Source organism: Granulicatella sp. WM01, from assembly GCF_004570605.1.
Taxonomy (GTDB): domain Bacteria; phylum Bacillota; class Bacilli; order Lactobacillales; family Aerococcaceae; genus WM01.
In genome coordinates this window covers 18,360-44,258 of sequence record NZ_SPPB01000009.1, presented here as the reverse complement: position 1 = coordinate 44,258, position 25,899 = coordinate 18,360, and the positions used below count along the sequence as shown (strand labels likewise).

The following is a 25,899-nucleotide window of genomic DNA, read 5'->3' as shown; positions in this document are numbered from 1 at the left end:
GGTTAAAACGATTACCATTGACATGTCTTTCCCATATATAGCTTTTATAAAGACATATTTCCCAAATGCGGCTATACATATAGATAAATTTCATTTGGTTCAAGCTTTAACTCGTGAATTAAACCGGTATCGTGTTAGTGTTATGAATCGGTATAAAGTTCATAATCGCCCATTATATAATCAATTCAAAAGATATTGGAAGTTATTTTTACTATCACCAGATAAGTTAAATGCACAAATATATACTAAAATGCCCCTATTTAAAACACTAACAAACACACAAAATGTTGTGACTTATTTATTGTCGCATGATGAGGTGTTGAAAAATAGTTACGAGTTGATGCATGATTTACTTGAAGCGATTAGACAAGGGGATAAATTGCAGTTTGATGAGCTATTATTGTCAGCAAGAAATCAGTCTATTGCGCTTGGATTACGCCGTCAGATAGGCACATTTAAACGATTATTGCCTTATATTCACAATACATTCAATGCCCCACAATTATCAAATGGATCTATTGAGGGATTAAATAATAAGATTAAAGTATTAAAACGGAATGCTTTTGGCTATCGGTCATTTACTTATTTTAGAGCACGTATTTTGTTAATGCTAAAATTGTTTTCTAGTTATGAAAAGACTGTTATACACTTAAGTGCATAACAGCCTCATCAACTCTATTTGACATAGAACCATTCTTTGAAGAGCATATAGGTTAGACAAAAAGGTTGACAATTAACATCTACAATTGTAGACTATAGGCAAATAGTGATTATAGAGGTGACTTATGAGGAAAATAATAAGCATTCATGGCATGAGTTGTGCCAGTTGTGCAAATCGTATTGAAAAAGCAATTCAGCAACTATCAGGAGTACAATTTGCTAGTGTGAATTTTGCACAGGAAACATTAGATGTTACGTATGAAAAAGATCAGGTTTTATCAAATGTTTATCAAGAAATTGAAGCATTAGGGTATCAAATTCATGAACCATTATCTCAAGATGTGTTAAGCATTGAGGGCATGAGTTGTGCCAATTGTGCGAGTCGTATTGAACGCAGTATACGTGAGATAGACGGTGTTGATGATGTTCAAGTTAATTTTGCTATAGGAAAAGCATATATTAAACATGATGAGAAAGTAAGTAAGCAGCAACTGGTTACATATATTGAGGAATTAGGCTATACAGTAAAGACAATAGGAAGCACACGAAATCATGTAGATGATGAGATGAAAAAACGTGTAATATTTTCGATAGCTTGTGTTATTCCTTTATTGTACTTATCCATGGGACACATGTTGAGTTTACCATTTCGGTCTTTTTTGCATCATGCTTTAACTATGGCTGGAGCACAACTTATCTTATCTATTCCGATAGTTTGGGTTAATCGCTCTTATTATACAAGAGGGTTTAAGTATTTATGGCAAAGGCAACCAAACATGGATTCATTAGTTGCTCTAGGAACTTTGGCAGCCTTTATTCAAGGGATAATTGCGATAATATATATAGCATTTGGGCAAACTATGGATATTTATTTTGAATCGGGAGCAGTCATTTTAACATTAATTACGGTAGGGAAATATTTTGAATATAAGGCGAAAAAACAAACAACACGCTCAATTCAATCATTGATTAATTTAGCTCCTAATTATGCAACAATAGTAGAGCAATCTGGTGAAAGACAAGTGCCAATAGAATTTGTTCGTGTTGGAGATTTATTAGTATCTAAGGCGGGGGAACAAATTGCTATTGATGGTGTTGTTGAAAAAGGGAATGCTCAAGTTGATGAATCCATGATTACTGGGGAAAGCATGCCTGTATCGAAAACAGTCGGTGATTATGTTATTGGAGCAAGTTTAAATAGTAATGGTGTTTTGTACTATCGTGTCAATCGAATAGGAGAAGATACGACATTATCGCAAATTAGACGTTTTGTTGAGGAGGCACAGGGGAGTAAAGCACCGATTGCAAAATTAGCAGATACACTATCTCGTTATTTTGTGCCTATTGTTCTCATATTAGCGTGTTTAACATTGATAGGCTGGGTAATTATGGGGAGTATATATATGGCATGGAACACGTTTATTGCTGTTCTTGTTATTGCTTGTCCATGTGCTTTAGGTCTGGCTACACCAACTGCAATTATGGTGTCTACAGGAAAAGGCGCAGAGCATGGTATCCTGATAAAAAATGGCGAAGCATTAGAACTGGCAAGTCATATTCAAACAGTTATTTTAGATAAAACAGGAACGATTACGCAAGGCAGACCAGTTGTGAGTGATATTATTACCTCTTTATCCCAAGAAGACTTATTACAATTAGCAGGTAGCGTTGAAAACTTATCCACTCATCCATTAGCCAAAGCTGTTGTGCATAAAGCACGTCAAGAAAATATAGAATTGCTAAATGTTGAACAGTATACCTTTCTAGAGGGATTAGGGGTATATGGAGAAGTAAGGGGTAAAAAAGTATATATTGGAAATGCTAAGTTGTTAGCAAACTATGGCGTTGATGTAGCGTATACTCAAGAGAGCCAGCGATTTGCAGAAGAACAAAAAACGGCGTTATTTGTTGTTGTGGACAATGTTGTACAAGGTGTACTTGCAATATCTGATGCTATTAAGCAGACGAGTTATCAAGCTATCCAACGTTTGCAAGAAAAAGGTATTGAAGTGATTATGGTTAGTGGAGATAATCATATAAATGCTCAAGCGATTGCTAATAAAGTGGGAATTGAAAAGGTATATGCTCAAGTTTTACCTCAAGAAAAAGCTGAAATTATTCAAAATATTCAAGCACAAGGTAGGCAAGTGGCTATGGTAGGAGATGGGATAAATGATGCACCTGCTTTAGTTCAAGCACAAGTTGGCATTGCAATTGGTCAAGGGACAGATGTAGCGATTGAATCGGCTGATATTGTTTTAATGCATAGTGATTTAAATGACGTTGTAAAAGCTATTGAATTAAGTCAACGTACATTAAAAACGATAAAAGAAAATCTATTTTTTGCGTTTATTTATAATGTTTTGGGCATTCCTATTGCTATGGGACTGTTCTATCCAATATTGTTAAATCCAATGTTGGCAGGTTTAGCAATGAGTTTCAGTTCAATTTCAGTAGTATTGAATGCGCTACGCTTGAGATATGTGGCATTAAAATTAGATAAAGGGAATAATAAAGGAGAGCAATGAAATGATTACATCAGCAGAATGGCGTATTATGGCGATCGTGTGGGCGAACAGAAGCATAGAAGCTATAAATATTTATCGTACTTTGGAAGAAGAATTACAATGGAGTTTGTCAACTGTTAAAACGCTATTAGCACGTCTTGTAAAGAAAGGCTATTTAACGACTGAAAAACAAGGAAAAACATATCTATATTTTGCAACGGTGAATAAAGAAAACATGGTATATCAAAAAGTACAACACGATATTCAATTGCTATGCCATAAAAAAAAGGCTCAATTGATTTATCGTTTACTTGATGATATACCGATGAGTAAAAAAGATATATATTGCTTAATGGATAAACTGCATGGGCATATAGAGCATGCTCCAGAACAAATAGTGTGTTGTTGTCCAAAAGGGCAATGTACATGTTGCCCGATAGAAAAAGAATAAGAATTTGTTAGTCAATAATAGGTAATCTATTGGAAGATTGTTGTATGAATGTTACAGGGATTAGGAAAAGGCTAAGTATTGTCTGAAGTATGTGTCTAAAATTGAGAATTTTTCCCAGTCCCTTTCATTCAGCTTAAATGGTATATAAAAAAGTTTATGCTATTAGTGATTAAGTTCAATCTGTTCTTGGTATTCTGTATAAAAATCAACTTTTAGTTGAATAAAATGTGTGAAATCGTTGAGTAATTGAAAAAGTATCGCTCGTCCTTCAAATTCCTCTCGTGTTTGTGGTAGAGGGCGTTGTCTAAAATAAGACAGTAATTCTGTAATGTTTTGGAGTAAAGGTATGGCTGAATTTGTTTGACTTAATTGATTGGCACTTAAATAAAAAATACCTGCCAAGATTTTGTTTTCTGTTAACTCAAGTTGGCAAAGGTGCAGATGACGAACCATTTGTTCTAATAATTTAACTTGATTTTCACGCATGTCAAAATAGTGAACAAAATAATTCGTACGGCTGAATAACTGGTTATCTCGCTCTTGATAAACAATCTGCTTAGCTTCCTTAAGTGTTTGTCGTAATGTCTGTAAAGATTGTCCAATCTGAATTGCTGTATTGTGTTGTAGGGCATCATTCACTTGCAATAAGGTATGTTGCAATAGGTGTTCAACACGTTGCTGGTAAGCAGTTATTTTATGGTTATTTGAACGCATATAACTGTTGAATAGTAATGCAAGACTTGTTCCGATGACTAAAAGAAGAATTTCTTGTGATAGAATAAGCCAATTTATGCTCTGTTGAATGAATAAATGGGCAACTAATACAGAACTTGGTGCAATGCTATGGTGTAAATTGAAAAAATAGGCAATAGGAACATAGCATACTAAATAAATACCAAAACTCCATACAGAAAAATGGAATAGGGAGAAACATAGACTACCAATCAATAAAGCTAGCAAAGCTGAACTAATCCGCTGCATTGCCATAATAAAAGAAGATCGTCTTGTATCTAAAATGCTCAAAATAGCAATAATGCCGGCAGACGTTGCAAAGGGTAGTTGAATGAGTGTTGCAAGATAAATAGACAAGCAAGTAGCCAATACGATTTTTATTGTTCTCTCTAAAATTGACATAATATTCTCCTTGTTGATATTGTGTGCCTATGCACTAACAAGTGCAAGCAATAGTGTCTATACGCATTCTATATGCCTAATATATACAAGCCCTATAAGGTAAGCTCACGTATAAAAGTAAGTCACATTCATTTTATGCCGATACTTTATAAATATCAAGTCATTTATAAGAATTGTCATCTTTTAGTGTAAAACTATTTTTTGATAGGAGAGCTTTATATAAGCGACAAACATATTTTTTTGATATGTTGAAGGTGTGTTATGTGATAGAAAGTAGGACTTTTTTGGGGGTGAAGCAAACGGGGGTGGAGCAAATTAAACATTGTTTGAAGTGATATGTTTAAAACTACAAGGGAGTAACGTTCATAAACGTTGTTTCCTTGTAGTTTTTGTTATTTGTAGCTTAATGTTGTGTTCTAATTTTTTATATTACGTAACATTTTGATGATACTTTTTCTTAAATAAAGAAATGATACAATTTTCTTTTACTTGTAGAGTTAGAGAATTACTGATTTTTTCTATGGTAGTTAATAGCTTTAACAAACTCAATGATGCATTTATGTATGAGAGCAGTATCTTCCTTAGTTAGTTGATTGTAAGATTTAATCAATGCACTTATCCGTTTGAAGTCTAGCTTTTGGAGTTCTGTAATGGTAGAAATATGTGAAGATAGCGCCATTTGATAGACAGAATCAATAAGATGTTGAATTTGTTGTGTACTCAATCGAGAAAACAGATAGTCTAATACGTGGGTCAGGGCAATTGCTGATTTAGGGATATGAGCAGAGCGCGTAATGACATGATGTGTAACATTCCATGTGTATGTATCATGCTTTGAAAAATCTTTTGCAGAGCTATCAATTGTGATGAATGTATGATTATGTTTAAAAATATAGCCAACAATCGCTGCATAAGTGCGCATGATAGGTTTTAATGTTTGATATTGTGGTAATTGTAAAATGTCATCTGGGAATCCAGGACCGTCAAAGTTATGAATTGCAATGAGTTTTGAACGGATAGCCATTTGTGTAAATAATCCGGCATATAAGGCTAAGTGACCACCTTTTGAATGTCCTCCTAAAATAACATGATGGTGTAAAACATCCTCTAATGCATTTAGATAAGCTACTGCCGAATGGTAAGAGGGAATGCTTGATTTAAAAGCCAAGTTTAAGTCTTCTTTCCAACCGACAAGTGTCAGGTCTGTTCCACGAAAAGCAACGTAAGACGTTGTTTTATTTAACTGGATAAGTAAAGCAGAAAATTGTTCTTCATGGTCATAGTCAATCGTATTAATATAGTGCTGTAGCAAGAGAGATTTGAAACGTCTTGTTTGCATCATTAGACGTAAAAGTGTAATATCTTCTGGCATGACGACATCAGGATGATTTTGTCGATTGAGATTGAAAAAGTGTTTTCCGATACAGTGTAAAGTTTGTGGAGTATTTGTGACAATGTTGTCTAGTGGTAAATAACAAAATCGTGTTAAGATTAAACTGTCAATTTCATTAAAGGGAGCTTGTTTAAAAGTTAAATCTCCACGCCAATTTAAGTAATCAAAAATAGTTGTCATTATATTCTCCTCATTACATAGGGGATTATTCATTCCTATGTGTCTATTATACCATAATTGAGCAGGTATCAAAGAAAAACAAAAAAGGATATTTAAGAATATGTATCAAATATAGAGCAAGTTTTCGTGTTTTATGATAAAATAGGATGAAGAGTTTGAATGAAGGAGTAGATACATGGCAGGAGTGTTTATAACAATCGAGGGACCAGATGGAGCAGGGAAAACGACTTTGATTAATCAACTTATTCCAGTCTTGTCAGAAGTGTTAAAAGTAGAGCTTTTATCTACTCGTGAGCCTGGTGGAAATGCTATTGCTGAAAAAATTCGTGCATTAATTTTAGATCCTAATCATATACAAATGGATGCTAGGACAGAGGCGTTGTTGTATGCAGCTTCAAGACGACAACATTTGGTAGATAAAATTATTCCGGCTTTAAATCAAGGGAAAATGGTGTTGTGTGATCGTTTTGTAGATAGTTCGATCGCGTATCAAGGTTATGCACGAGGGATTGGTGCAAAACAGATACAAGACATTAATGAGTTTGCAATAGATCATTATTATCCAGATTTAACGATTTATTTGGATATTGAACCTGAAATTGGCTTAGAGCGAATTTATGCACAACGTGGGAATGAGATTAATCGTTTAGATATGGAAAATGTGGAGTTTCATAAAGCGGTTCGGCAAGGCTATTTACACCTAGTTGAACACAATAGGCAACGTATTGTATTATTAGACGGTAGAGAATCTGTAGAGGACTTAGTTGAGCAATGCGTGCGTATTTTAAAAGAAAAATATTCACAATTATTTAGATATTAGGAGGTTACACAAATGAAAATTGTTATGGCAATTGTACAAGATAAAGATAGTTCAGAGTTAAGCCGTGCATTAGTTGAAGCGAATTTACGTTCAACAAAGTTGGCATCAACAGGAGGTTTATTACGTTCAGGAAGTACGACTTTTCTAATTGGCGTAGAAGATGAACGTGTTCAAGATGTATTAGATGTGATTCGTGAAAATTGTTCTCAACGTGAAGAAACAATGATGCAACAATCTATGTTAGGTGTAGGTTTAGATGGATTGATGTCATATCCGTTACAAGTTACTGTAGGGGGAGCAACTGTATTTGTCTTACCAGTAGAGCAGTTTGCTCAATTTTAAGGTTAGTATCATGAAAGATGATAAAGCAGCGTTGGTGTTCAAAAAACAGCCGAGTATTCAAGAGTATTTATTACGTGCTTGGCAACGTAATGCTTTAGTGCATGCTTATTTGTTTTCAGGTTTAGAAGGTATGGGTGCAGATGAATTAGCAGATTGGTTAGCGCAAACGTTGTTTTGTCAAACACCAACAGAGCACGGAGCATGCTATACATGCCAAAACTGTCAACGTATTTTAGCAAGAGAGTTTATAGATGTTGAATGGATTGAACCAGATGGGGCAACTTTGAAAGTAGAGCAAATTAGAGAGTTAAAAGATAGCACACATTACAGCAGTTTAGAACATCAAAAAAAAGTGTATATTTTAAAACATGTTGACAAAATGAGTGTTAGTGCAGCTAATAGTTTGTTAAAAAGTTTAGAAGAACCACAGTCAAATGTGTATTTTCTTTTATTGACTGATAACAAGGATAATGTATTGCCGACGATCTTATCGCGAACGCAACTCCTTAGTCTAACTCCTTTATCTAAGGAGATGTTAAATGAAATGGTTAAAGACAAGGTCACTTTAGATACTTTACGTGCCATTTTAGTGGAATTAAGTCAAGATGTTCATAAGATTATTGAATTGGGAACTTCAGAAACGTTTCAACACTATCATCAAGCGTTATGGCAATGGTGCGAATTATTGTTTGCAAAAGATATATATGCATTTATTTTTGTACAAACAAAACTAATGGAGTGGTTATCTCAAAAAGAATATGCTTTGTATGGTTTAGATATACTAAGTATTTATTTCAGAGATGCTCTTATGCTTAAAGAGCATCAAGAGGAGCATGTGCATTTGAAAAAACTAATGCCTAATTATAAAAAAATAATATTTGATCCAGAAAAAGGACTAGAATATTTATTACAAGCAAAAGAAAATGTAAATAATTTTGTTTCCGCACAGGTGTGTTTTGAACGTTTGTGCTTGGAGATTGTGCGAGGGTAGAGAATGGATAGTCAAGAATTATACGAGCAACTGGAAGTCGTTGAAAAGAGTAGTGCTCTTATTGGAGTGACTATTCAAAATATGAAAGATACAATTCATAAATTGATCGATGAAAATAGTAGTTTAAAAATTGAAAATGCGCATTTAAGAGAAAAATTAGATGCCTTGGAATTGGTAGATAAAGAATTAGATACTAAACATGCTCAAAAGTATGGATTGTCAAATTTGGAGCATCTTTATGATTCAGGTGTGCATATTTGTCACAATTTTTATGGGATACAACGTGATGAAGTATGTTTATTATGTGAGTCTTTGCTAAGTCAAGGTGAGGATTAGGGATTGGGAAAAGTCTGGTAACACAATCATGTGAAGTACAAAAAGAACGGGCTTTTTCTTGTCCTTTTTGTTTAATGATAGGTTTTAAAAATATATACATACGTGATATAATAAAGCGTAAATATATTTAAGATGTGTTAAATGTTTTTAAAATAAATGGACGAGGAAAATGAGATGAAATTTGAACAAGTAACCCGTAGTACCCCGGGGCAGTATATTAGTCAAGTAGGAGCATTACGCTATTTGAAAGACAAACTTTTGGGATTTCAAAAACCTTATATGATTACAGGAGAAAAATCCTACCATGCATTTTTAGAGTATTGTCCAGACGATTTTAGCCATATTCCAGTATTACGTTATGATCATACGTCAAGCCATGAAGATGCAGATAGGCTGTCTAATTTGAGTAAAGATGCGGATGTGATTATTGCTATTGGTGGCGGAAAAGTGTGTGATACTGCTAAATTGGTTGCTGAAAGATTGGATTGCGAACTTATTATGGTGCCTACAGTATTAGGGACATGTGCACCTACTTCTGCAGTTGTTGCGGTTTATTATCCTAATAAGGTGTTTAAGCAGATAGATTATATTAAACGCATGCCATTTTGTTGTCTAGTTGATTTAGAGTTGTTGGTACATTCTCCAAAAGAGTACTTTATAGGTGGGATTTGTGACACCTTAGTGAAATGGTATGAAGCAGAAAGTATTACAAGACACGTACAAGGATACCTAGAGGCAAATGTTGAATTAGGTCTAGCAGCTGCTAAGGTGACACAACGCATTTTATTACGTGATACGCCTAAAGCGTTAAAAGATTTTGATGATTTTAATGCAAGTGAAGATTTTAAACGCATTGTTGATACTATATTTAATATTTCTGGTGCTGTCGGTGGATTTGCTTGTGAATATGGGCGAATATCTGGAGCACATGCTGTACATAATGCACTATCTTTATTTGAAGAAACACACCGTATTCAACATGGAGTTAAAGTGTCTTATGGATTACTTATTCAATTATGTGCTATGAAAGAGTGGCATGAAGTTAAACGTTTGATTCCTTTTTTTGCACAAAATAAATTCATTTATGCGTGGAAACAGTTGAATATTGAAGAACCTATGGAAAGTGCTGTGAAAAAAATGGCACAATTTGCTGCAAGTCATAAAGAAACATTCCGTTTGGCTGTACCAAATATTAAAGATGAAGATATTATTGAAGCAACTTATGCATTAGAAAAATTAGTTAATGAATTGGAGAAATGTAGTGAGATCTAAAAAAAGAGCGCAGCAAATAGTATTTTTGCTACTAATAAGTGGAGGATTTCTACTTATATTTAGTTTGATGAAGCGTCCGTTTGCAAAGGCAGAAAAGATTGATTATGTTATTGGGGATACTGTTCCATTGCAAGCTAAAGTGTATTTGGGTAATGTTTCAGATGATAGTACAGTGTCTATGGACATGACACAATTCCAAGTGTCAGAGGCAATGGAAAAAAAGATTAATTTGACGTATCAAGGAACGTCTTACAAAGTCAATATTAATTTTATTGCACCAGATATTAATCAGCTTATTAAAGTGAGTGATCGTGTGCAAGACTTTGTGATTTCAGGAAATTATCAATCGGTTTTTGGAGTAGATGAACGCTATGCTAAAGATGTGACATATTCTATCCCATCAGATCAACTGAAACTTGGCGAGCAAACAGTTAGTGCAACTCTTTATGGACAAACAGTTTCCCAAAAGTTATATGTTTATGATGATTCTAATGATATGGGGCGATTATCTATCAGATATGATTACGCCAATCAAGATTTAACAACGATTGTCAAACAGTATTTAACTGATGAGAAATTAACAACCAATCAGGTTGCCTTCTCTTATGTTAATACGGCTACGAAAAAAGTGGTCCAAATGAATGAAAACCAAAGTATGATAGCTGGGAGTACATATAAATTACCGTTAAGTATGTTTGTTGAAGATGAAATGAAAACACGAGGATATACTTTAAATACGATTGTACTAGGTACCCCTCTAAAAGAGCTATTAGAGCAAACCATAGTTGAATCAAGCAATCATACTGCAGAGATGCTAGTTGAATACTTTGGTGGATTTTATAATTTGTATCAACAAAAATTTGGTGTTTATGGAAAAAATGAGCATGCTTCAATTAAGACAATTGATGTTGATACCAATCGGACAACAGCTTATTATTTCAAACAAGTTTTAGAGTATGTGTGGGCTAATCAAGACAAATATCCATATCTGATTGGCTATTTAAAAGAGGCAACACCTAACCGGTATTACGAAATGTATTTGCAAAGAGTTGATATATGGCATAAATATGGATTATATGATGATGCAATAAATGATGTAGCAATTGTTCACGAAAGAAATCCATACTTAATTGCTTTGTATACGCAAGGGTTAACAGAATATCAATTCGGAAAATTAGCTTACGTGATTAACGAATGGCATAGAATAAACCAAGATAAGTAGGGGCACAATTCTAGGAAAACTGTGTCAGAAAAACGTCTTTATATCAAGGATAATGTTTGTTAACACCTTTAAAAAAGTGTTACAAGAAAAGAGTAATTAGTATATACTAGTTACTCTTTTTTTGGTTAGAGTATGTCTAAAACGTAAAAAAGGCATGTTTAAGAGGTTTTAAAGTAGTTCGCTTTACATTAGATGATATAAAAAATGATTACAGGCGATTTATTTTGCGTTTTATATATTATAAAAGATAACACATTATTATTTGCGAGTTTTATTTTTTTAGTTATAGATTCAATCACATAAACACTATTATAACATAGAAAAATATGTAATATAAGACTGTTTTTTACATTTGTTTTATGGTACGCTTTCATCAAATTATATCAGTGATTTTAGGAAATAAGATGATACCAATGTGCATTTAGGTTTTATTATAATATTTTTAACTATTTAATTTTATAAAGGGATAAATTGTTATGAATAAAAAGTTAAAAAATGTGTTATTAGTAGTCTAGTTACTTTATCGTTTGCTAATTTTATATTACCGTCCGTCTTTAACAATCGAGTTTTTACTTCGGAATCTAGTTTTTCAATTGATAAAATAAAGATTGATAAATTTATTTCGTTTTTGAAAGAAACAAACTCTTATGAATTATAAGAACGTTTTTTAGAGTTGAATGATTCTACAAAAATGATTTTTATAGATAAATTTTATAAACAAGAATATGATATTGAAGAGTCGTATCCTGAAAATGATAATTCAAATATTTCTTTGTTTAGAAGTGCAAATGTTATTAGGGAAGTTGGTTGGACGTCTAGATATACTATTGCTGAGATTTTAATTAGGAGAATATTATGGAAAACATCATTTATTTTATTCAGTTAGTTGTTAATGTCTATCTATTATATGGTTTTGGAGAGAAAAGAGAACCAAAATAAATATTATAAAGATTGTTGCGTTTATTATCGTTATATTATTAAATGTGTCGACAATTTATAAAGTATTTTTTACTTGAATTTTTGGTTTGAATGATATTGAGCATGTGTTTCTCCTATCTTGATGACATAACGTTGATTTACATTGTCAAAACATTCTAATTCATACTCATTTTTATTAAATGCACGGATGACACGAATTCCTGTCAATAGTTCACGTATCATTTGAGTAAGTGTATCTGTAGATTGGAGAAGAGTAGTGAAATCTTTAGAAATATAGTGCATCATAATAAGAATATAAATGGATAAAATAGGCACAGTAGTGAGTAAAACTAATGATAACTGTGCGTTGATGCGTATGGATAAAATAATAGAACCAATGAGCATGAATGGTGCAACCAAAGCCATTCCTATTGTAAACCCAATTGTTTGTGATAAATTCTGAATATCTTTTGTTGTTCGGTTAATTTAGGAAACTGTTCCAAAAGTTTGGAAGTCCTGCATTGAAAATTGTTGAATTTTTTAAACATGGATAGACGTAAATATTTAGAAAAACTAGCGGGAAATTTTCCAATTAAACGTGCAATTACAATTGCTAAACATAGCTCTATCATTTTGACATAGCTAGTATTAATAAACCTTGTGTAGTGATTTGTTGATTATCTTGTTTTAAAATACCTTCAGAAACGAGAGTGGATAAAATGGTAGGGGTAAGTAGTCCAGCTGTAATTTGTAAAATTGTTAATAGAACAATGACGCTTAAAGATCTTTTATATTTCTTTAAATGCGTAATCATGTGGTTCATATAAATAGTCCTTTCATTTTATTTACAATGAGGTACAGTATAGCAAAATAAAATCATGCTTTCAACTGAGAACTGTTTCTTATTAGGAAATATGATATACTATATTTTATAGAAAGGAACAGAAGAAAATGATGTATAAAAAATTAATTTATGTAATTGTATGCAGTGGATTTTTAGGTGCTTGTCAACAACAAGAGAGTAACATATCTTCTTCAAACATAGTTACAACAACACAAGAAAGTACTAGTTTAGCGAGTAAATCAGTCTTGCAAAAAGGGGAGCATTACTATTTTATTCAAGGGAAATATGACAAAATTCCTATAGTGAATAAGAAGTATCCTGTGTCAAAAGACTATAATCCAGGAGAAGATGCTGTTGCAAAAGCTGCATTGTTAAAATTGCAAGAGGCTATGCGTAAAGAGGGATTTGCTATAGCTAGTGGATATAGTGGGTTTAGAGATTACAACCTACAATCTTATTTCTATAATAAATACGTTGAAACTGACGGAAAAGAAAAAGCAGATACATATTCCGCTAGACCAGGATACAGTGAGCATCAATTAGGTTTAGTGTTTGATTTATGGGAAGATGAACAAGGGACTTTACTAGAAGAACCTGTTGCATCTAAATGGTTAGCAGAACATGCACATCGTTATGGATTTATTGTGCGTTATACACCTGGAAAAGAATACAGTACAGGGTATCAAGCAGAATCGTGGCATATTCGTTATATTGGTCAAGAAGCAGAGGAGATTTATCGCTCCAAGTTAAGTTTGGAAGAATACTTTGGCGTTGAGGGCGGTAACTATCGCGATTAGTGTGTTAAGTGTCATGTTAATAAAATCGTTATGCTCTATTGAAAGCGAGAATGAAAAACTGTTTAAAATGGAGCAGGGAAAAATTAAACATTATCTGAGGTGGTATGTTTAAAATTGTGAGAAATCAGTGCTTGTAAATGTTGATTTCTCACAATTTTTGTTGTGTAAAGACTTTTTTTCATTTAATTTCATAGTATCAATACCAATGCGGATTAAAGATTATCTGTTATAATTTCAATAGTATGTTGTGATGGATAAATGCTAACAATTTTTTATGAGATTGGTGAAACGATATAGTTTTCATTATTAGAGTGTATCATAAAGCGCTTATTCATTATTTTTTTGAAAAGACGAGGTTATTCACTTCTAAAATAGGAATGATTGTACCTTTTGCTGATGTGTAAATAGGCATTTGTTTATTTTGTTTTTTGAAAAAATCGAACATACGAACCCTACATGGTGAATATAGTATATTTTTGGGAAAATAAAACAATAGTAAAAATCGGTTCTTTTTGATTAAAATAAAACGGGAAAGGCTATCATAAACAGAATATTTGAGAGATTTGTGTTATACTAGGCATATATGCTTGAATTAAGGAGATTATATGGTTATGTTAGAGTTAATTAAGGTTATTATTTACGGTATTGTGGAGGGAATAACAGAATGGCTACCCATTAGTAGCACAGGGCATCTTATTTTATTAAATAAATTTATGCCGTTACAGGTAAGTGCTGAATTTTTTGAAATGTTTAAAGTGATTATTCAATTAGGGGCAATTCTTGCTGTTATCGTCCTATATTTCAATAAATTAAATCCTTTTTCGCCAACTAAAACACACCTTCAAAGAAAAGAAACATTGTCAATTTGGTATAAAGTGGCTATAGCCACAATTCCAGCAGTTCTTGTTTATAAGCTAGATGATTGGATTGAAGCAAACTTTATGAATGCTTTTACAGTTGCCTTAATGTTGATTCTTTATGGGGTAGGATTTATCTTTATTGAAAAACACTATAAACATGTTGAAAAAATGAAAACATTAGAAAGTTTGACTTATCAAACAGCGTTATTTATTGGTATGGCACAAGTGTTAGCGTTAATTCCTGGGACATCACGATCAGGGGCAACAATTTTAGCGGCTATATTATTAGGGACATCACGTTATGTGGCGACTGAATTCTCATTTTTCTTAGGTATTCCAGCAATGTTTGGATTGAGTACGTTAAAATTAATCCGTTTTGGATTTCATTACAGTTTAGAAGAGGTATTAATTTTAATCGTAGGAGTATTAGTATCTTTCCTCGTATCTATGATTGTTATTCAAAAATTATTATCTTATATCAAAAAACATGATTTTACTGTGTTTGGAAAATATCGTATTGTGTTAGGTATTATTGTTTTAATCGCAGGATTTTTATAATTGTCTTTTCGTGAAGAATGCATTATTTAATAGCGTATGAAATAGAGAGTGTGCTTATAGCTTAGAGTAGAGAAAATCTACATATAGATTTTGTGATAAATAATATTTATTAGAGTGTACATAAAAATGCATAGTTTTAACAGATATAAATAAAAGCATGTGTATTTTTATGTCAGGGATGAATGTTCTTTTATTAGATTAAAAAGGGTTTATTAATACAAGTACTTTTAAGCAAATCAGTGTTTGATCAAAAAACTTACTGAAAATGGAGAAAACTGACTTTACATCAAGGAGTGTAAAGTCAGTTTTTGTTTAGACATGTTCGTTAAATCTTTTAAATACGGTTTAATATTCGTTGTTATCATTAAAAAAGCGAACATAACGTTTCTTGTATTTTTTGAAAAAGAACATAAAAATTTCACGTAAAATGGCATACACAGGAATACCGATAATCATGCCTACTACACCAAGAAAACTTCCTGAACCAATTAAAACAATAATAATCATTAGCGGATGAATATTCAAATTGCGTCCAATAATACTTGGACCTAAAATATTGCCGTCCAAAATTTGTGCAAATCCCCAAATGATTAGAGTTAGAATTGCAGTAATTGTAGATTTGGTTAGAGCAACAATAATAAGAGGTACCAAGGCAATGACGGCACCTAAATAAGGAATTAAACTTAATAGTCCGGCTAAAAATGCTAAAACAAATGTATAGTCCATTCCAATAATTGTTAATGTGATAAAGTAGTAAGCACCTACTAAAAAACTAACAAAAAGACGACCTTTAATGTAGGCTCCGACTTTTAAGTTGATATTTTTTAATAATGTGTCTAATTCTAATCTCGTTTGAGATGGAAAGAGTTGTAAAAATTGATTTTTAAATTGACGACCGTCAATAAGTAAAAACATTAAGAAAATGGGAAAGGTCATCAATGCAATGAGTACGCTTGAAACGGTAGAAATGATTGATGAAATTCCTTGAATGGTTGTTGTCAGTGTTTGAAGTAATTGTTGAGCAATGCCATTTAAGCTACTGTTGATCCAATCGATTGCTTGCTTATAGTATACTTGAAACTCTGCACTTGATGAGTATTTTTCCAAGATGTTTACCAAATTATTTACTAATCCTGGAATGGCTTTAGCAAATGAAGTAATTTGATTGACAATAATAGGAATAGCTAATCCAAAACTAACCACGAACAAAATAATGAGTAAAATAATCGAAATAGCAGCTCCAATGCTTCTAGGAACACGTAATGTATATAAGTAATCTACTAGAGGAACAAACATATAGTAGAAAATGATAGCCAGTAACATTGGTGTTGCAATAGACATAATAACTACGTTAATCGGATTAAAAACAAAAGAGATACTATTTAATAATAAAATAAAAACGCACAGTAAAATGGCAACTGTTAGAGCATATAATAAATTATAGCCCCCTAGAAAATTAATAAACCGACTATCTTTAGGATTTGGTTTATTTGTCATAAGCAAAAGTCCTTTCTTAATAGATTAAGATTATATGTGTTTACGTTTTTGTTTGCGATAGATGATATATCCAATGGCTAATATACCAGTAATAGCAAGTCCGTACTTGAAAATACTGGAGATATGCTCAATATTAACTGCCATAGCTTCCCAATTTTCGCCGGCAATTTGACCTAGCCATACGAGTAAAATATTCCATATAAATGTTCCGATTGTTGTATAAATTGTAAATGGGATAAGGTTCATACGAGAAGTTCCAGCAGGTATGGAAATTAAACTACGCACAACGGGAATACAACGTGTAAATAAAACTGTAATGGCACCTTTTTTATTAAACCATGAGATAGCTTTATCAACATCTTCACGTTTAAAGCCCATAATTTTTCCGACTTTACCGTCAAGAATATTTTCAATGGTTTCTTTTTTTAATAATGCACCAAGACCGTATAAAATGATTGCACCTATAACAGCACCGAGTGTTGCTGCAATGACAACTCCTAAAAAACTCATGTGGGTAGATATAATCATAAATCCAGCAAAGGTTAAAATAATCTCAGATGGAATGGGTGGGAAAACATTTTCCAAAGCAACTAATAAAAATATTGCAAAATACCCATATTGACTCATAAAGGATGTAATCCAATTTTCCATAAAACACCTCGAAAATAAATTGCTCATAAAGAGCTATGCCTATTATACACGAATTCTTCTATAAAAGCACGGCAAATAGGGAGATGTTTTTATGCGATTTTGATTATTAAGAGGAACAGCTAGACTGTGGTTTAGCTATTCCTCTTAAAGTAAGATAATGATTAAAATCATATAGATAATGTCTTAATTTGAAGCATTGCTTATATGAGTTATAAGTATAATATTCATTAGTGAATCAAAATTATAACGTGCTATTCATGTTTTAAGTAAGTCATGATTGCAATAATAGCAGCTTTGGTACCTGTCAATAATGTTGGATAAATAGCGGGGGCAAAGCGTGGATTGTGGTTAGCATAGATAGGTTGATCTTTTGTAAATCCACCAAATCCCCAGTATAAATAAGGGATATTGAATGCTCTTGGAATATATGAAAAATCTTCGGAGGCACTCATAGCTGGATAAGATACAACGTTTTCTTTGCCAAGATAGTTTTCAAATGCAGTAATTACTTGATGAGCAAGCATTTCGTCGTTATCTGTCAAGGGGAAATTGTCGGAAATAGAGATTGTTGGTTCTTGCAAACAACCGCCAGCTTGACATTCTCCAATGGCAATACGTTTAATGGAGGCGATAAGCTTTGCTTTGATTGTTTCGTCATAGGCACGTATATTTAGCAAAAGTGTGGCACTATCGGCAATAGTATTTGCGCTAATACCTGCTTGGAAAGAACCTACAGTGACTACGGCAAAATCAAATGGGTTTATTTCTCTTGCAACAATTGTTTGAAGTTTTGTGATTAGAGATGCTCCAATAATGATAGGATCAATACTAAGATGAGGCATTGATCCGTGTGCTCCTTTTCCATGGATAATGATTTTGAGCGAGGCGGCACTTGAAAGAAATGCTCCGGCTTTGACGCCTACTTTCCCCGCTTCTGGAGTAGTTAAGACGTGTTGGGATAAGGCTAAATCAGGTTTAGGGATTTTTTCCAAAAGTCCGTCTTCAAGCATAGCTTTAGCACCAGAAGCAGTTTCTTCTCCGGGTTGGAAAAGTGCAATATATGTGCCACTCCATTCTTTTTGATGTGTCGCCAAAGCCCATGCTGCTCCAAGTGCAGCAGCAATATGCATGTCGTGTCCACAGGCATGCATGACAGGAACGGGGTTTCCATGTGCATCTTTAGTTGTAATGTGTGAGGCGTAAGTTAGCCCAGTATCTTCTTTAACAGGTAGTGCATCAATATCGGCACGGAATAGTACCGATGCCCCTTCTCCGTTTTTTAAAATACCGACAATGCCACCTCCAATAGTGTGAACATCGTATCCGTATGCAAGTAAAGTGTCTTTAATAAAGGCGCTAGTATGCACTTCTTGCATGGATAGTTCAGGATTGGCATGCAAGTGTCGATAGGTGTTCTCTTGCCATTCTTGAATAGTATGCAATGATTGTAATATAGATTGTATTGTCATATTATCTCCTCCCTTAAAGTAGTTATTATATCATAAATATGTTTTATAGATAAATTTTATTCATTTTTTACTCTGGATAGTAGAAATAAATCGTTTTTAGCGATATAGAGTATGGATATATTGAGAAAGAGTTTAAACATAGTGTGATTAAGGTTAAATAAGCAGAAGGCAAACGGGGGATAAGTGCTTGGAGTAAGACGGTATAAAGAAAACTGGAAATTATTTAGGGAAACAATTTTTTAATAGCTTCAAATGAAGTGTCTATTAGGGTTTCGAATTATTTTGTCGATAGATGTGTGCTCAATTTAAAAGCTAAAAATAGAACAAAATATATAGTCTAATACTATATTTATTGTAAGGTAAATATAGGTAATTTATGCAGTATACAAGAAGCGTTTATGCTGATTTTATTTACAATTTAGGTAATGTAGATAATGTTTTGCCTTACTTTTGTTTTGCAATTAATTCAGGATAATTTTGTCATGGTGTTTATCTTTGATTTATGCAATATAGGAGAATTGTTTGTCCTGTTTTTTACTTTCAGATTAGGAAGTATGGCTGATGTTTTGTTTTTTATTTGCAATTTAGATAGTGTATTTTTGAGGAGCTGTTTTTTATTATACTTGGAATAAATTCCTCTGTTTTTTTGTTTGCCGTTGACCGATAAGCTAAAATGGAGTATACTTAATATGTGGTAATGACCAGTTAGGAGAAATGTGATGAACCAACCATTATATGATCGTTTAGTTGATCGCTTGAAAGAAAAAATAGAATCCACATTGCAAGTGCATGAAAAATTATCTTCGGAGAGAGAATTGGTCAAAGAATACCAAGTGAGTCGGACTACTGTTAGGCAGGCACTTTTAGAGCTGGAGCGTTTAGGGTACATTTATAAAGTACATGGCAAAGGAACATTTGTTGCAGATAACAAATTGAATGCAACCAATTTGGCTACAATGTATAGTTTTACAGATAAAATGCTCCAAGAAGGGAAAGTGCCGACAACTAAGGTGTTATCTTTTGAAAAAATTCAAGCAAGTAAGCGAGTTTCTCATGTGCTGAATGTATCAATTGAAGACTTTGTGTATAAAATTAAGAGGGTGCGTTTGGCGAATGACCAGCCAATGATGGTGGAAACGACGTATTTACCAGTTGATGTGTGTCAAGGATTAACAAAGGAAAAAGTCGAATCTAAAGCCTTGTATACTATTTTTGAAGAATGTGAACAGATAGTTAAAATGGCAGAGGAAGAAATTTTTGCTAGTATAATGCGATATAAGGAGGCGATGGTATTGGAGGTTCCGCTCAATTCTCCAGCCTTGTATTTGAGCCGTTTAGCGTATAATCAAAGAAATCAAGTAGTTGAATGGACGCAAAGTGTTGCAAGAGCGGATTTGTTTAAGTATACCATTACTCATTATAATGAGAGTTTATAAAGGAGGATTTTATGTTTACATTACAAGATGAGGCATTAAAACAACAAGGTGCCTATATTACGACACGTGAAATTCAGCAACAACCAGAGTTGTGGAAAGAAACGTTTGCTATTTATCAAGATAATCGTCAAGCATTGCAAACGTTTTTAGATGGAATTTCTGTTAAGGAAAATCAAAAAATACGTGTTATTTTTACAGGAGCAGGGACTTCCCAATACGTTGGAGATACGATTATGCCCCATTTAATGCGTGTGGGAAACACAACGCGTTATATTTTTGAGAGTATTGCAACAACCAATATTGTCTCTAATCCACATGAGTATTTATTGCCAGACGAGCCTACAGTTTTAGTGTCTTTTGCACGTAGTGGGAACAGTCCAGAAAGTGTTGCAACGGTTGAATTGGCTAATCAGCTGGTTAATCAGTTGTACCATATTACAATTACATGTGCTGAAAATGGAGAATTAGCTAAAAAGGCTGGAGATGATAAGAGAAACTATTTATTGTTAATGCCGGAGCGTTCCAATGATAAAGGATTTGCGATGACTGGTAGTTATTCTTGTATGGCGTTATCTGGATTGCTAATTTTTGATACAACAGATATTAAGGAAAAAGAACGCTATGTTGATACTTTGTCTGTCTTGGGGGCATCTGTTTTGAACCAAGAGGAAACAATTGCTGAATTGTTAGCACCAAATATTGATCGTATTGTTTATTTAGGATCAGGTAGCTTGTCTGGATTGGCACGAGAGGCACAGTTGAAAGTGTTAGAATTAACAGCTGGAAAAATTGCAACAGCATTCGATTCTTCTATGGGATTTCGACATGGTCCAAAATCATTTTTAAGTCCACAAACATTAGTATTTGGCTTTGTGAGCAATCAAGAATATACTCAACAATATGATATTGATGTCTTAAATGAGATTCATGCAGATAGTATCGTGAATAATGTTGTTGCCATTGCACAATATCCTCTAGAAACATATCAAGGTACGGTCTTTGAACTTGGGCAATCTTCTCTAACTTTACCTGATGGTTATTTAGCTATTGTTGATGTGGTTGTTGCACAAACAGTGTCCTTGTTGGCATCTATTAAAGTAGGAAATACACCGGATACACCTTCTCCAAGTGGAACAGTCAATCGTGTTGTAAAAGGTGTGATTATACACCCTCTTGATTAAATCTTGAATAGTGCTGAATTTAGTATGGTAAACGGAGTACAAATACGATACAATAAAGGTAGCACATAGATCAGAGTGGTTTTATGGTTTTATAAAATGCTCTAAAAACGTTTTATACCCTTAGTGAATAATATAGTGGGAAAATCTCACGCAATATAGAGGAGGAATTATATGTTACATTTAACAAAAAATAAAAAAGCTGCTATGGATAGATTATCTAACGAAGCGGGTGTTATTAGTGCTTTGGCTATTGACCAACGTGGTGCATTGAAAAAAATGGTTAGTGCTTTAGATGTAGAGCCTACAGAACAAACAATTTCAGAGTTTAAAGTTTTGGTGTCTAAACATTTAACACCTTATGCATCATCTATTTTATTAGATCCAGAGTATGGTTTGCCTGCTGCTAAAAATAGAGATGCTCAAGCAGGGCTATTGTTAGCTTATGAAAAAACTGGATATGATGCAACTGTACCAGGACGTCTACCAGATCTATTGGAGGATTGGTCTGTTTTACGTCTGAAAGAACAAGGAGCAGATGCAATTAAATTCCTATTGTATTACGATATTGATGAAGCTAGCCATATCAATGATATTAAACATGCTTTTGTTGAACGTTTAGGTAGCGAGTGTGCTGCAGAAGATATTCCATTCTATTTAGAGTTAGTGTCATACGATGCTAATCAATCAGATACATCTTCTTTAGAGTATGCTAAAGTAAAACCTCATAAAGTAAATGACATGATGATAGAATTTAGCAAACCTCAATATAAAGTGGATGTGTTGAAAGTTGAAGTACCTGTTAATATGAAATTTGTAGAGGGCTTTACAGATGGACCGATAGCATATACTCAAGCAGAGGCAAAACAATTCTTTAAACAACAATCCGAAGTGACACATTTACCATTTATTTTCTTGAGTGCAGGTGTGTCTGCTGAATTATTCCAACAAACATTATTATTTGCTAAAGAAGCAGGTTCAACGTTTAATGGTGTATTATGTGGACGTGCAACATGGCAACATGGTGTTAAACCATTTGTTTTAGAAGGACAAGATGAAGCTGTGTCATGGCTAGAAAGTCAAGGACGTAAAAATATTGAAGAATTAAATGCAGTATTAACGAAAACGGCAAGTTCATGGCATGACAAAGTTGTTGTAGAGTAATGAAGTCGTAAAAAATAACCTAATAGCCACGTTATTATTTGTGGCTATTAGGATTTATTAAACGAATGATTGAAAGGGTTTTAGTTAATATAAAGTAGGATTAGATAGTAGTTCTATTTTATAGTAATCCCATTTTTTGTAGGTTTCAATATACTCAAAAACATGTCTTGATAAGGAAGATTGAGTTGTTCTAATTTGTAACACTACGGGTTCTTGGGATGTTAATTCTAAACCGTCTATAACATCATGTGGTGCTGGGAATAAAATTTCATTAGTTTCAGTAGAGATTTCATTAGTCATGTGAATATCAAAGTCTTCTTTGAAGCGTTCATAAATAGAGGCGTAGTAAGATTTGTCAACCTCTGGTTTAATGTATCTCTCAGGAATGTATGTTTTATGGTATAAGTATTTTACACCGTTGGCTTCTCTTGTACGTATGATACAAAAATAGAAGTCATGTGAGGATAAGTTTAATTTTTTAAGAATATCCGGTTCATTTCCTTTGGTCATTGAAAGAACTGTTACACTATCTGATCCTACTTCAAATTTTTCGATATCTGAAAAGACGATACGTCTATGTTTTCTTGAGCGAGAAATAAATGATCCTTTTCCTTGTTTTCTAACGATATATCCGTTTTTAGCAAGTTCATTTAATGCTCTAATGGCTGTAATGGAACTAACGTCATACATGTTGATTAATTCTTGTTCTGTGTAAAATTTATCTCCATTTTCAAATGCACCCATTTCAATTTTACGTTGTAAATCTTTATAAATGCGTTGATATTTTGGTAATTTCATATTTTCATTCTCCTTTTCTATATTAGAGCATTAAGTATTATAAACTAAAATTTAGGGATTGACAAATAAATTCTTTTATATTAATATACAAATGACGAGGAAATCGTTTACAGATGATAAGGGGGTGTATATACATTGAGTGTGTTTGATGTTCAAGAAGAATTTTTATTAGATGGTAAACCATTTAAAATTTTATCTGGTGCTATCCACTATTTTAGAGTTCATCCATGTGATTGGTATCATTCTTTATTTAACTTAAAAGCGTTAGGATTTAATACTGTTGAAACGTATATTCCTTGGAATTTACATGAACCTAAAAAAGGTAAATTTTATTTTGAAGGTCAATTAGACGTGCAAAAATTTTTAGATATGGCACAAGATTTAGGGCTTTATGCCATTGTAAGACCTTCACCATATATTTGTGCTGAATGGGAATTTGGTGGACTGCCTGCGTGGTTATTATCGGAAAAAGATATGCGTCCTCGTTCAAGTGACGAATTGTTTTTAAAAGCTGTTGAACGTTATTATGATGTGTTGCTACCGAAATTAGTTCCTCATCAATTACATCACGGTGGAAATATTTTGATGTTCCAAGTCGAAAATGAGTACGGTTCCTATGGACAAGATAAGGTATATGTAAGAGCAATTAAAAAGTTCATGCAAGATAGAGGTCTTGAGATGCCTTTGTTTACATCCGATGGACCTTGGAGAGCGACGTTGAGAGCAGGGAGCTTAATTGAAGACGATGTGTTGGTGACTGGAAACTTCGGATCAAAAGCAACTCAAAATTTCGCAGATATGCAAGTGTTTTTTGATGAACATCATAAAAAGTGGCCGTTAATGTGTATGGAATTTTGGGACGGTTGGTTTAATCGTTGGGGTGAGACTGTCATTAGACGTGAGCCTGAAGAATTGGCACAAGCGGTTAAAGAAACAATGGATTTAGGAAGTATCAATTTGTATATGTTCCATGGTGGAACAAACTTCGGGTTTATGAATGGATGCTCTGCTAGGAAACAAAAGGATTTACCACAAGTAACCTCATACGATTATGATGCTTTATTAGATGAGCAGGGAAATCCTACGAAAAAATATTTTGCTGTATATGATATGCTGCAAACATATTATCCACATTTAAAACAAGATAAACCCCTTTATAAAGAGTGTTTGGAGGAAAAAGAAATTCCTTTATCAAACAAAGTCAGTCTGTTTAGTGTGATTGAGGATATTGCACAAGTAAAAGAAAGTGTGTATCCACAAACAATGGAGGATTTATCTCAAGAGTATGGATATATTTTATATCGAACGAATACTTTAGTAGATGCTGATGTAGAGCGTTACCGTGTGATTGATGCTAGTGATCGTGTTCAGTTTTTTGTAAACGAAAAGCATGTAACTACGCAGTATCGTGATGAGATTGGTGATGATATTTTAGTAGAATCAATACGTAAAACAAATCATCAATTAGATGTGTTAGTTGAAAATATGGGACGAGTGAATTATGGGCATAAGTATTTGGCTCATACGCAGCATAAAGGTATTCGTACTGGAGTGAGTGCAGATTTACACTTTTTATTAAATTGGAAGCAATATCTTTTACCTTTTGAAAATAGCCAAAACATTGATTTTTCAAAAGAGTGGCATGAGGGTGTACCTAGCTTTTATCGCTACGAGTTTAATATAGAAGAAGTAAAAGATACGTTCATTGATATGAGTGGCTTTGGTAAAGGGTTTGTATGGGTTAATGGATTTAATGTAGGCAGATACTGGGAAAAAGGCCCATTTATGACACTATATGTGCCAAGTGGATTGTTAAAACAGGGAGAAAACACCGTTATTGTGTTTGAAACAGAAGGAAAATATAAAGAAAATATTACATTGAAAAAAGAGCATATCATTTTGGAGTATGCAAATGAGGAGGAAAAATAATAATGAGTATTATTGCAGTAAGAATTGATGGACGTTTAATTCATGGTCAAGTTGCTAATTTATGGGCGAGTAAATTGAATATTTCTCGTATCATGGTTATTGATGATGAAGTGGCTACTGATGATATTGGAAAGCAAGCATTAAAATTAGCCACACCACCAGGTGTGAAATTAAGTGTATTGCCTATTGAAAAAGCCGCAGCTAACATTTTAGCTGGGAAATATGATGCACAAAGAGTATTGATTGTTGCTAAGAAACCAGATCGTTTCTTGAAATTAGTTGAAGCAGGTGTATCTCTTGAAGAGATTAATGTTGGAAATATGTCACAAACACCTGAAACACGTTCAATTACACGATCTATCAACGTTGTGGATGCTGATGTTGAAGTCTTTGGAAAATTGCATGAGAAAGGGGTGAAATTGATTGCTCAAATGACTCCAAATGACGCAGCAGAGGATTTCATGAAATTATTAAATAAATAATAAAAAATAT

25 protein-coding genes are annotated in these 25,899 nt (G+C 33.3%); 17 read left to right on the top strand and 8 right to left on the bottom strand.

The features are described from left to right. From E4T68_RS02610 to E4T68_RS02600, 3 genes are all read left to right on the top strand, one after another. Positions 1–661, top strand: a 661-nt coding sequence (locus E4T68_RS02610) for a transposase (RefSeq protein ID WP_167753782.1), incomplete at its 5' end; no start/stop codon positions are given. A gap of 124 nt (positions 662–785) precedes the next feature. Then, the gene (locus tag E4T68_RS02605; RefSeq protein WP_135123836.1) at positions 786–3,188 is read left to right on the top strand and encodes a heavy metal translocating P-type ATPase; all 2,403 of its coding nucleotides are present in this window, start codon (positions 786–788) and stop codon (positions 3,186–3,188) included. A 1-nt stretch (position 3,189) separates the two neighbouring features. Beyond that, the gene (locus E4T68_RS02600; protein ID WP_135123834.1) at positions 3,190–3,618 is read left to right on the top strand and encodes a CopY/TcrY family copper transport repressor; all 429 of its coding nucleotides are present in this window, start codon (positions 3,190–3,192) and stop codon (positions 3,616–3,618) included. A gap of 162 nt (positions 3,619–3,780) precedes the next feature. Here E4T68_RS02600 and E4T68_RS02595 read toward each other — a convergent pair whose 3' ends face one another. Beyond that, entirely contained in the window at positions 3,781–4,752 is a 972-nt protein-coding gene (locus tag E4T68_RS02595; RefSeq protein ID WP_135123832.1) for an aromatic acid exporter family protein, read from the bottom strand. Positions 4,753–5,257: 505 nt separating this feature from the next. After that, positions 5,258–6,325 (bottom strand): Mbeg1-like protein, encoded by a 1,068-nt coding sequence (locus tag E4T68_RS02590; RefSeq protein WP_167753781.1) that lies wholly within the window; start codon positions 6,323–6,325, stop codon positions 5,258–5,260. Positions 6,326–6,500: 175 nt separating this feature from the next. Between E4T68_RS02590 and tmk the strand changes: the two genes are divergently transcribed. The 7 genes from tmk to E4T68_RS02555 all read left to right on the top strand — a co-directional run bounded on the left by tmk (position 6,501) and on the right by E4T68_RS02555 (position 12,194). Beyond that, on the top strand, positions 6,501–7,145 hold the full coding sequence (gene tmk, locus E4T68_RS02585; protein WP_135123828.1) for a dTMP kinase: 645 nt from the start codon (positions 6,501–6,503) through the stop codon (positions 7,143–7,145). A gap of 12 nt (positions 7,146–7,157) precedes the next feature. After that, complete coding sequence (locus tag E4T68_RS02580; RefSeq protein WP_135123826.1) at positions 7,158–7,487, top strand: cyclic-di-AMP receptor; 330 nt, start codon at positions 7,158–7,160, stop codon at positions 7,485–7,487. Between the two features lie 10 nt (positions 7,488–7,497). Next, entirely contained in the window at positions 7,498–8,478 is a 981-nt protein-coding gene (gene holB, locus E4T68_RS02575; RefSeq protein WP_135123824.1) for a DNA polymerase III subunit delta', read from the top strand. A gap of 3 nt (positions 8,479–8,481) precedes the next feature. Continuing rightward, positions 8,482–8,814 (top strand): initiation control protein YabA, encoded by a 333-nt coding sequence (locus E4T68_RS02570; RefSeq protein WP_135123822.1) that lies wholly within the window; start codon positions 8,482–8,484, stop codon positions 8,812–8,814. 174 nt (positions 8,815–8,988) lie between these two features. Continuing rightward, positions 8,989–10,086 carry an iron-containing alcohol dehydrogenase family protein gene (locus E4T68_RS02565; protein ID WP_135123821.1) on the top strand — a complete coding sequence of 366 codons (1,098 nt, stop codon included), beginning with the start codon at positions 8,989–8,991 and terminating at the stop codon, positions 10,084–10,086. Positions 10,087–10,153: 67 nt separating this feature from the next. Then, entirely contained in the window at positions 10,154–11,308 is a 1,155-nt protein-coding gene (locus tag E4T68_RS02560; RefSeq protein WP_167753780.1) for a serine hydrolase, read from the top strand. A 691-nt stretch (positions 11,309–11,999) separates the two neighbouring features. Then, on the top strand, positions 12,000–12,194 hold the full coding sequence (locus tag E4T68_RS02555) for a hypothetical protein (protein ID WP_135123817.1): 195 nt from the start codon (positions 12,000–12,002) through the stop codon (positions 12,192–12,194). 122 nt (positions 12,195–12,316) lie between these two features. Here E4T68_RS02555 and E4T68_RS02550 read toward each other — a convergent pair whose 3' ends face one another. Both E4T68_RS02550 and E4T68_RS02545 read right to left on the bottom strand, forming a co-directional pair. Then, on the bottom strand, positions 12,317–12,712 hold the full coding sequence (locus E4T68_RS02550) for an ABC transporter transmembrane domain-containing protein (RefSeq protein ID WP_135123815.1): 396 nt from the start codon (positions 12,710–12,712) through the stop codon (positions 12,317–12,319). A 142-nt stretch (positions 12,713–12,854) separates the two neighbouring features. Continuing rightward, the gene (locus E4T68_RS02545; RefSeq protein ID WP_135123813.1) at positions 12,855–13,049 is read right to left on the bottom strand and encodes a hypothetical protein; all 195 of its coding nucleotides are present in this window, start codon (positions 13,047–13,049) and stop codon (positions 12,855–12,857) included. 128 nt (positions 13,050–13,177) lie between these two features. On the opposite strand from E4T68_RS02545, the gene E4T68_RS02540 reads away from it, so the two are divergent. Both E4T68_RS02540 and E4T68_RS02535 read left to right on the top strand, forming a co-directional pair. Continuing rightward, positions 13,178–13,867 carry a M15 family metallopeptidase gene (locus E4T68_RS02540; RefSeq protein ID WP_135123811.1) on the top strand — a complete coding sequence of 230 codons (690 nt, stop codon included), beginning with the start codon at positions 13,178–13,180 and terminating at the stop codon, positions 13,865–13,867. A 605-nt stretch (positions 13,868–14,472) separates the two neighbouring features. Further along, on the top strand, positions 14,473–15,285 hold the full coding sequence (locus E4T68_RS02535; protein WP_135123809.1) for an undecaprenyl-diphosphate phosphatase: 813 nt from the start codon (positions 14,473–14,475) through the stop codon (positions 15,283–15,285). 345 nt (positions 15,286–15,630) lie between these two features. Here E4T68_RS02535 and E4T68_RS02530 read toward each other — a convergent pair whose 3' ends face one another. From E4T68_RS02530 to E4T68_RS02520, 3 genes are all read right to left on the bottom strand, one after another. After that, positions 15,631–16,782: an AI-2E family transporter gene (locus E4T68_RS02530; protein WP_135123807.1), complete on the bottom strand. Its 1,152-nt coding sequence runs from the start codon at positions 16,780–16,782 to the stop codon at positions 15,631–15,633. 30 nt (positions 16,783–16,812) lie between these two features. After that, positions 16,813–17,433, bottom strand: coding sequence for a DedA family protein (locus E4T68_RS02525; protein WP_135123805.1), 621 nt, complete (start codon positions 17,431–17,433; stop codon positions 16,813–16,815). A 251-nt stretch (positions 17,434–17,684) separates the two neighbouring features. After that, positions 17,685–18,902, bottom strand: coding sequence for an amidohydrolase (locus E4T68_RS02520; RefSeq protein WP_135123803.1), 1,218 nt, complete (start codon positions 18,900–18,902; stop codon positions 17,685–17,687). Between the two features lie 719 nt (positions 18,903–19,621). Between E4T68_RS02520 and E4T68_RS02515 the strand changes: the two genes are divergently transcribed. The 3 genes from E4T68_RS02515 (at position 19,622) to lacD (ending at position 22,680) form a co-directional block, all read left to right on the top strand. After that, positions 19,622–20,338 carry a GntR family transcriptional regulator gene (locus E4T68_RS02515; protein ID WP_135123801.1) on the top strand — a complete coding sequence of 239 codons (717 nt, stop codon included), beginning with the start codon at positions 19,622–19,624 and terminating at the stop codon, positions 20,336–20,338. A gap of 11 nt (positions 20,339–20,349) precedes the next feature. Then, complete coding sequence (locus E4T68_RS02510; RefSeq protein ID WP_135123799.1) at positions 20,350–21,519, top strand: SIS domain-containing protein; 1,170 nt, start codon at positions 20,350–20,352, stop codon at positions 21,517–21,519. 171 nt (positions 21,520–21,690) lie between these two features. Then, complete coding sequence (gene lacD, locus E4T68_RS02505; RefSeq protein WP_135123797.1) at positions 21,691–22,680, top strand: tagatose-bisphosphate aldolase; 990 nt, start codon at positions 21,691–21,693, stop codon at positions 22,678–22,680. 84 nt (positions 22,681–22,764) lie between these two features. Here the strand turns inward: lacD and E4T68_RS02500 are convergent, their stop codons facing one another. Then, on the bottom strand, positions 22,765–23,478 hold the full coding sequence (locus E4T68_RS02500) for a GntR family transcriptional regulator (RefSeq protein WP_135123795.1): 714 nt from the start codon (positions 23,476–23,478) through the stop codon (positions 22,765–22,767). A 135-nt stretch (positions 23,479–23,613) separates the two neighbouring features. Here E4T68_RS02500 and E4T68_RS02495 point away from each other — a divergent pair, with 135 nt between their 5' ends. Both E4T68_RS02495 and E4T68_RS02490 read left to right on the top strand, forming a co-directional pair. Beyond that, positions 23,614–25,407 carry a beta-galactosidase gene (locus E4T68_RS02495; protein WP_135123793.1) on the top strand — a complete coding sequence of 598 codons (1,794 nt, stop codon included), beginning with the start codon at positions 23,614–23,616 and terminating at the stop codon, positions 25,405–25,407. Between the two features lie 2 nt (positions 25,408–25,409). Further along, complete coding sequence (locus E4T68_RS02490; protein WP_135123791.1) at positions 25,410–25,889, top strand: PTS sugar transporter subunit IIB; 480 nt, start codon at positions 25,410–25,412, stop codon at positions 25,887–25,889. The last annotated feature ends 10 nt before the right edge of the window (positions 25,890–25,899 follow it).

Coding starts and splice junctions, on each gene's coding strand:
- E4T68_RS02605 (WP_135123836.1), top strand. CDS start 786: ATGAGGAAAATAATAAGCATTCATGGCATGAGTTGTGCCAGTTGTGCA.
- E4T68_RS02600 (WP_135123834.1), top strand. CDS start 3,190: ATGATTACATCAGCAGAATGGCGTATTATGGCGATCGTGTGGGCGAAC.
- E4T68_RS02595 (WP_135123832.1), bottom strand. CDS start 4,752: ATGTCAATTTTAGAGAGAACAATAAAAATCGTATTGGCTACTTGCTTG.
- E4T68_RS02590 (WP_167753781.1), bottom strand. CDS start 6,325: ATGACAACTATTTTTGATTACTTAAATTGGCGTGGAGATTTAACTTTT.
- tmk (WP_135123828.1), top strand. CDS start 6,501: ATGGCAGGAGTGTTTATAACAATCGAGGGACCAGATGGAGCAGGGAAA.
- E4T68_RS02580 (WP_135123826.1), top strand. CDS start 7,158: ATGAAAATTGTTATGGCAATTGTACAAGATAAAGATAGTTCAGAGTTA.
- holB (WP_135123824.1), top strand. CDS start 7,498: ATGAAAGATGATAAAGCAGCGTTGGTGTTCAAAAAACAGCCGAGTATT.
- E4T68_RS02570 (WP_135123822.1), top strand. CDS start 8,482: ATGGATAGTCAAGAATTATACGAGCAACTGGAAGTCGTTGAAAAGAGT.
- E4T68_RS02565 (WP_135123821.1), top strand. CDS start 8,989: ATGAAATTTGAACAAGTAACCCGTAGTACCCCGGGGCAGTATATTAGT.
- E4T68_RS02560 (WP_167753780.1), top strand. CDS start 10,154: ATGAAGCGTCCGTTTGCAAAGGCAGAAAAGATTGATTATGTTATTGGG.
- E4T68_RS02555 (WP_135123817.1), top strand. CDS start 12,000: ATGATTTTTATAGATAAATTTTATAAACAAGAATATGATATTGAAGAG.
- E4T68_RS02545 (WP_135123813.1), bottom strand. CDS start 13,049: ATGAACCACATGATTACGCATTTAAAGAAATATAAAAGATCTTTAAGC.
- E4T68_RS02540 (WP_135123811.1), top strand. CDS start 13,178: ATGATGTATAAAAAATTAATTTATGTAATTGTATGCAGTGGATTTTTA.
- E4T68_RS02535 (WP_135123809.1), top strand. CDS start 14,473: ATGGTTATGTTAGAGTTAATTAAGGTTATTATTTACGGTATTGTGGAG.
- E4T68_RS02530 (WP_135123807.1), bottom strand. CDS start 16,782: ATGACAAATAAACCAAATCCTAAAGATAGTCGGTTTATTAATTTTCTA.
- E4T68_RS02525 (WP_135123805.1), bottom strand. CDS start 17,433: ATGGAAAATTGGATTACATCCTTTATGAGTCAATATGGGTATTTTGCA.
- E4T68_RS02520 (WP_135123803.1), bottom strand. CDS start 18,902: ATGACAATACAATCTATATTACAATCATTGCATACTATTCAAGAATGG.
- E4T68_RS02515 (WP_135123801.1), top strand. CDS start 19,622: ATGAACCAACCATTATATGATCGTTTAGTTGATCGCTTGAAAGAAAAA.
- E4T68_RS02510 (WP_135123799.1), top strand. CDS start 20,350: ATGTTTACATTACAAGATGAGGCATTAAAACAACAAGGTGCCTATATT.
- lacD (WP_135123797.1), top strand. CDS start 21,691: ATGTTACATTTAACAAAAAATAAAAAAGCTGCTATGGATAGATTATCT.
- E4T68_RS02500 (WP_135123795.1), bottom strand. CDS start 23,478: ATGAAATTACCAAAATATCAACGCATTTATAAAGATTTACAACGTAAA.
- E4T68_RS02490 (WP_135123791.1), top strand. CDS start 25,410: ATGAGTATTATTGCAGTAAGAATTGATGGACGTTTAATTCATGGTCAA.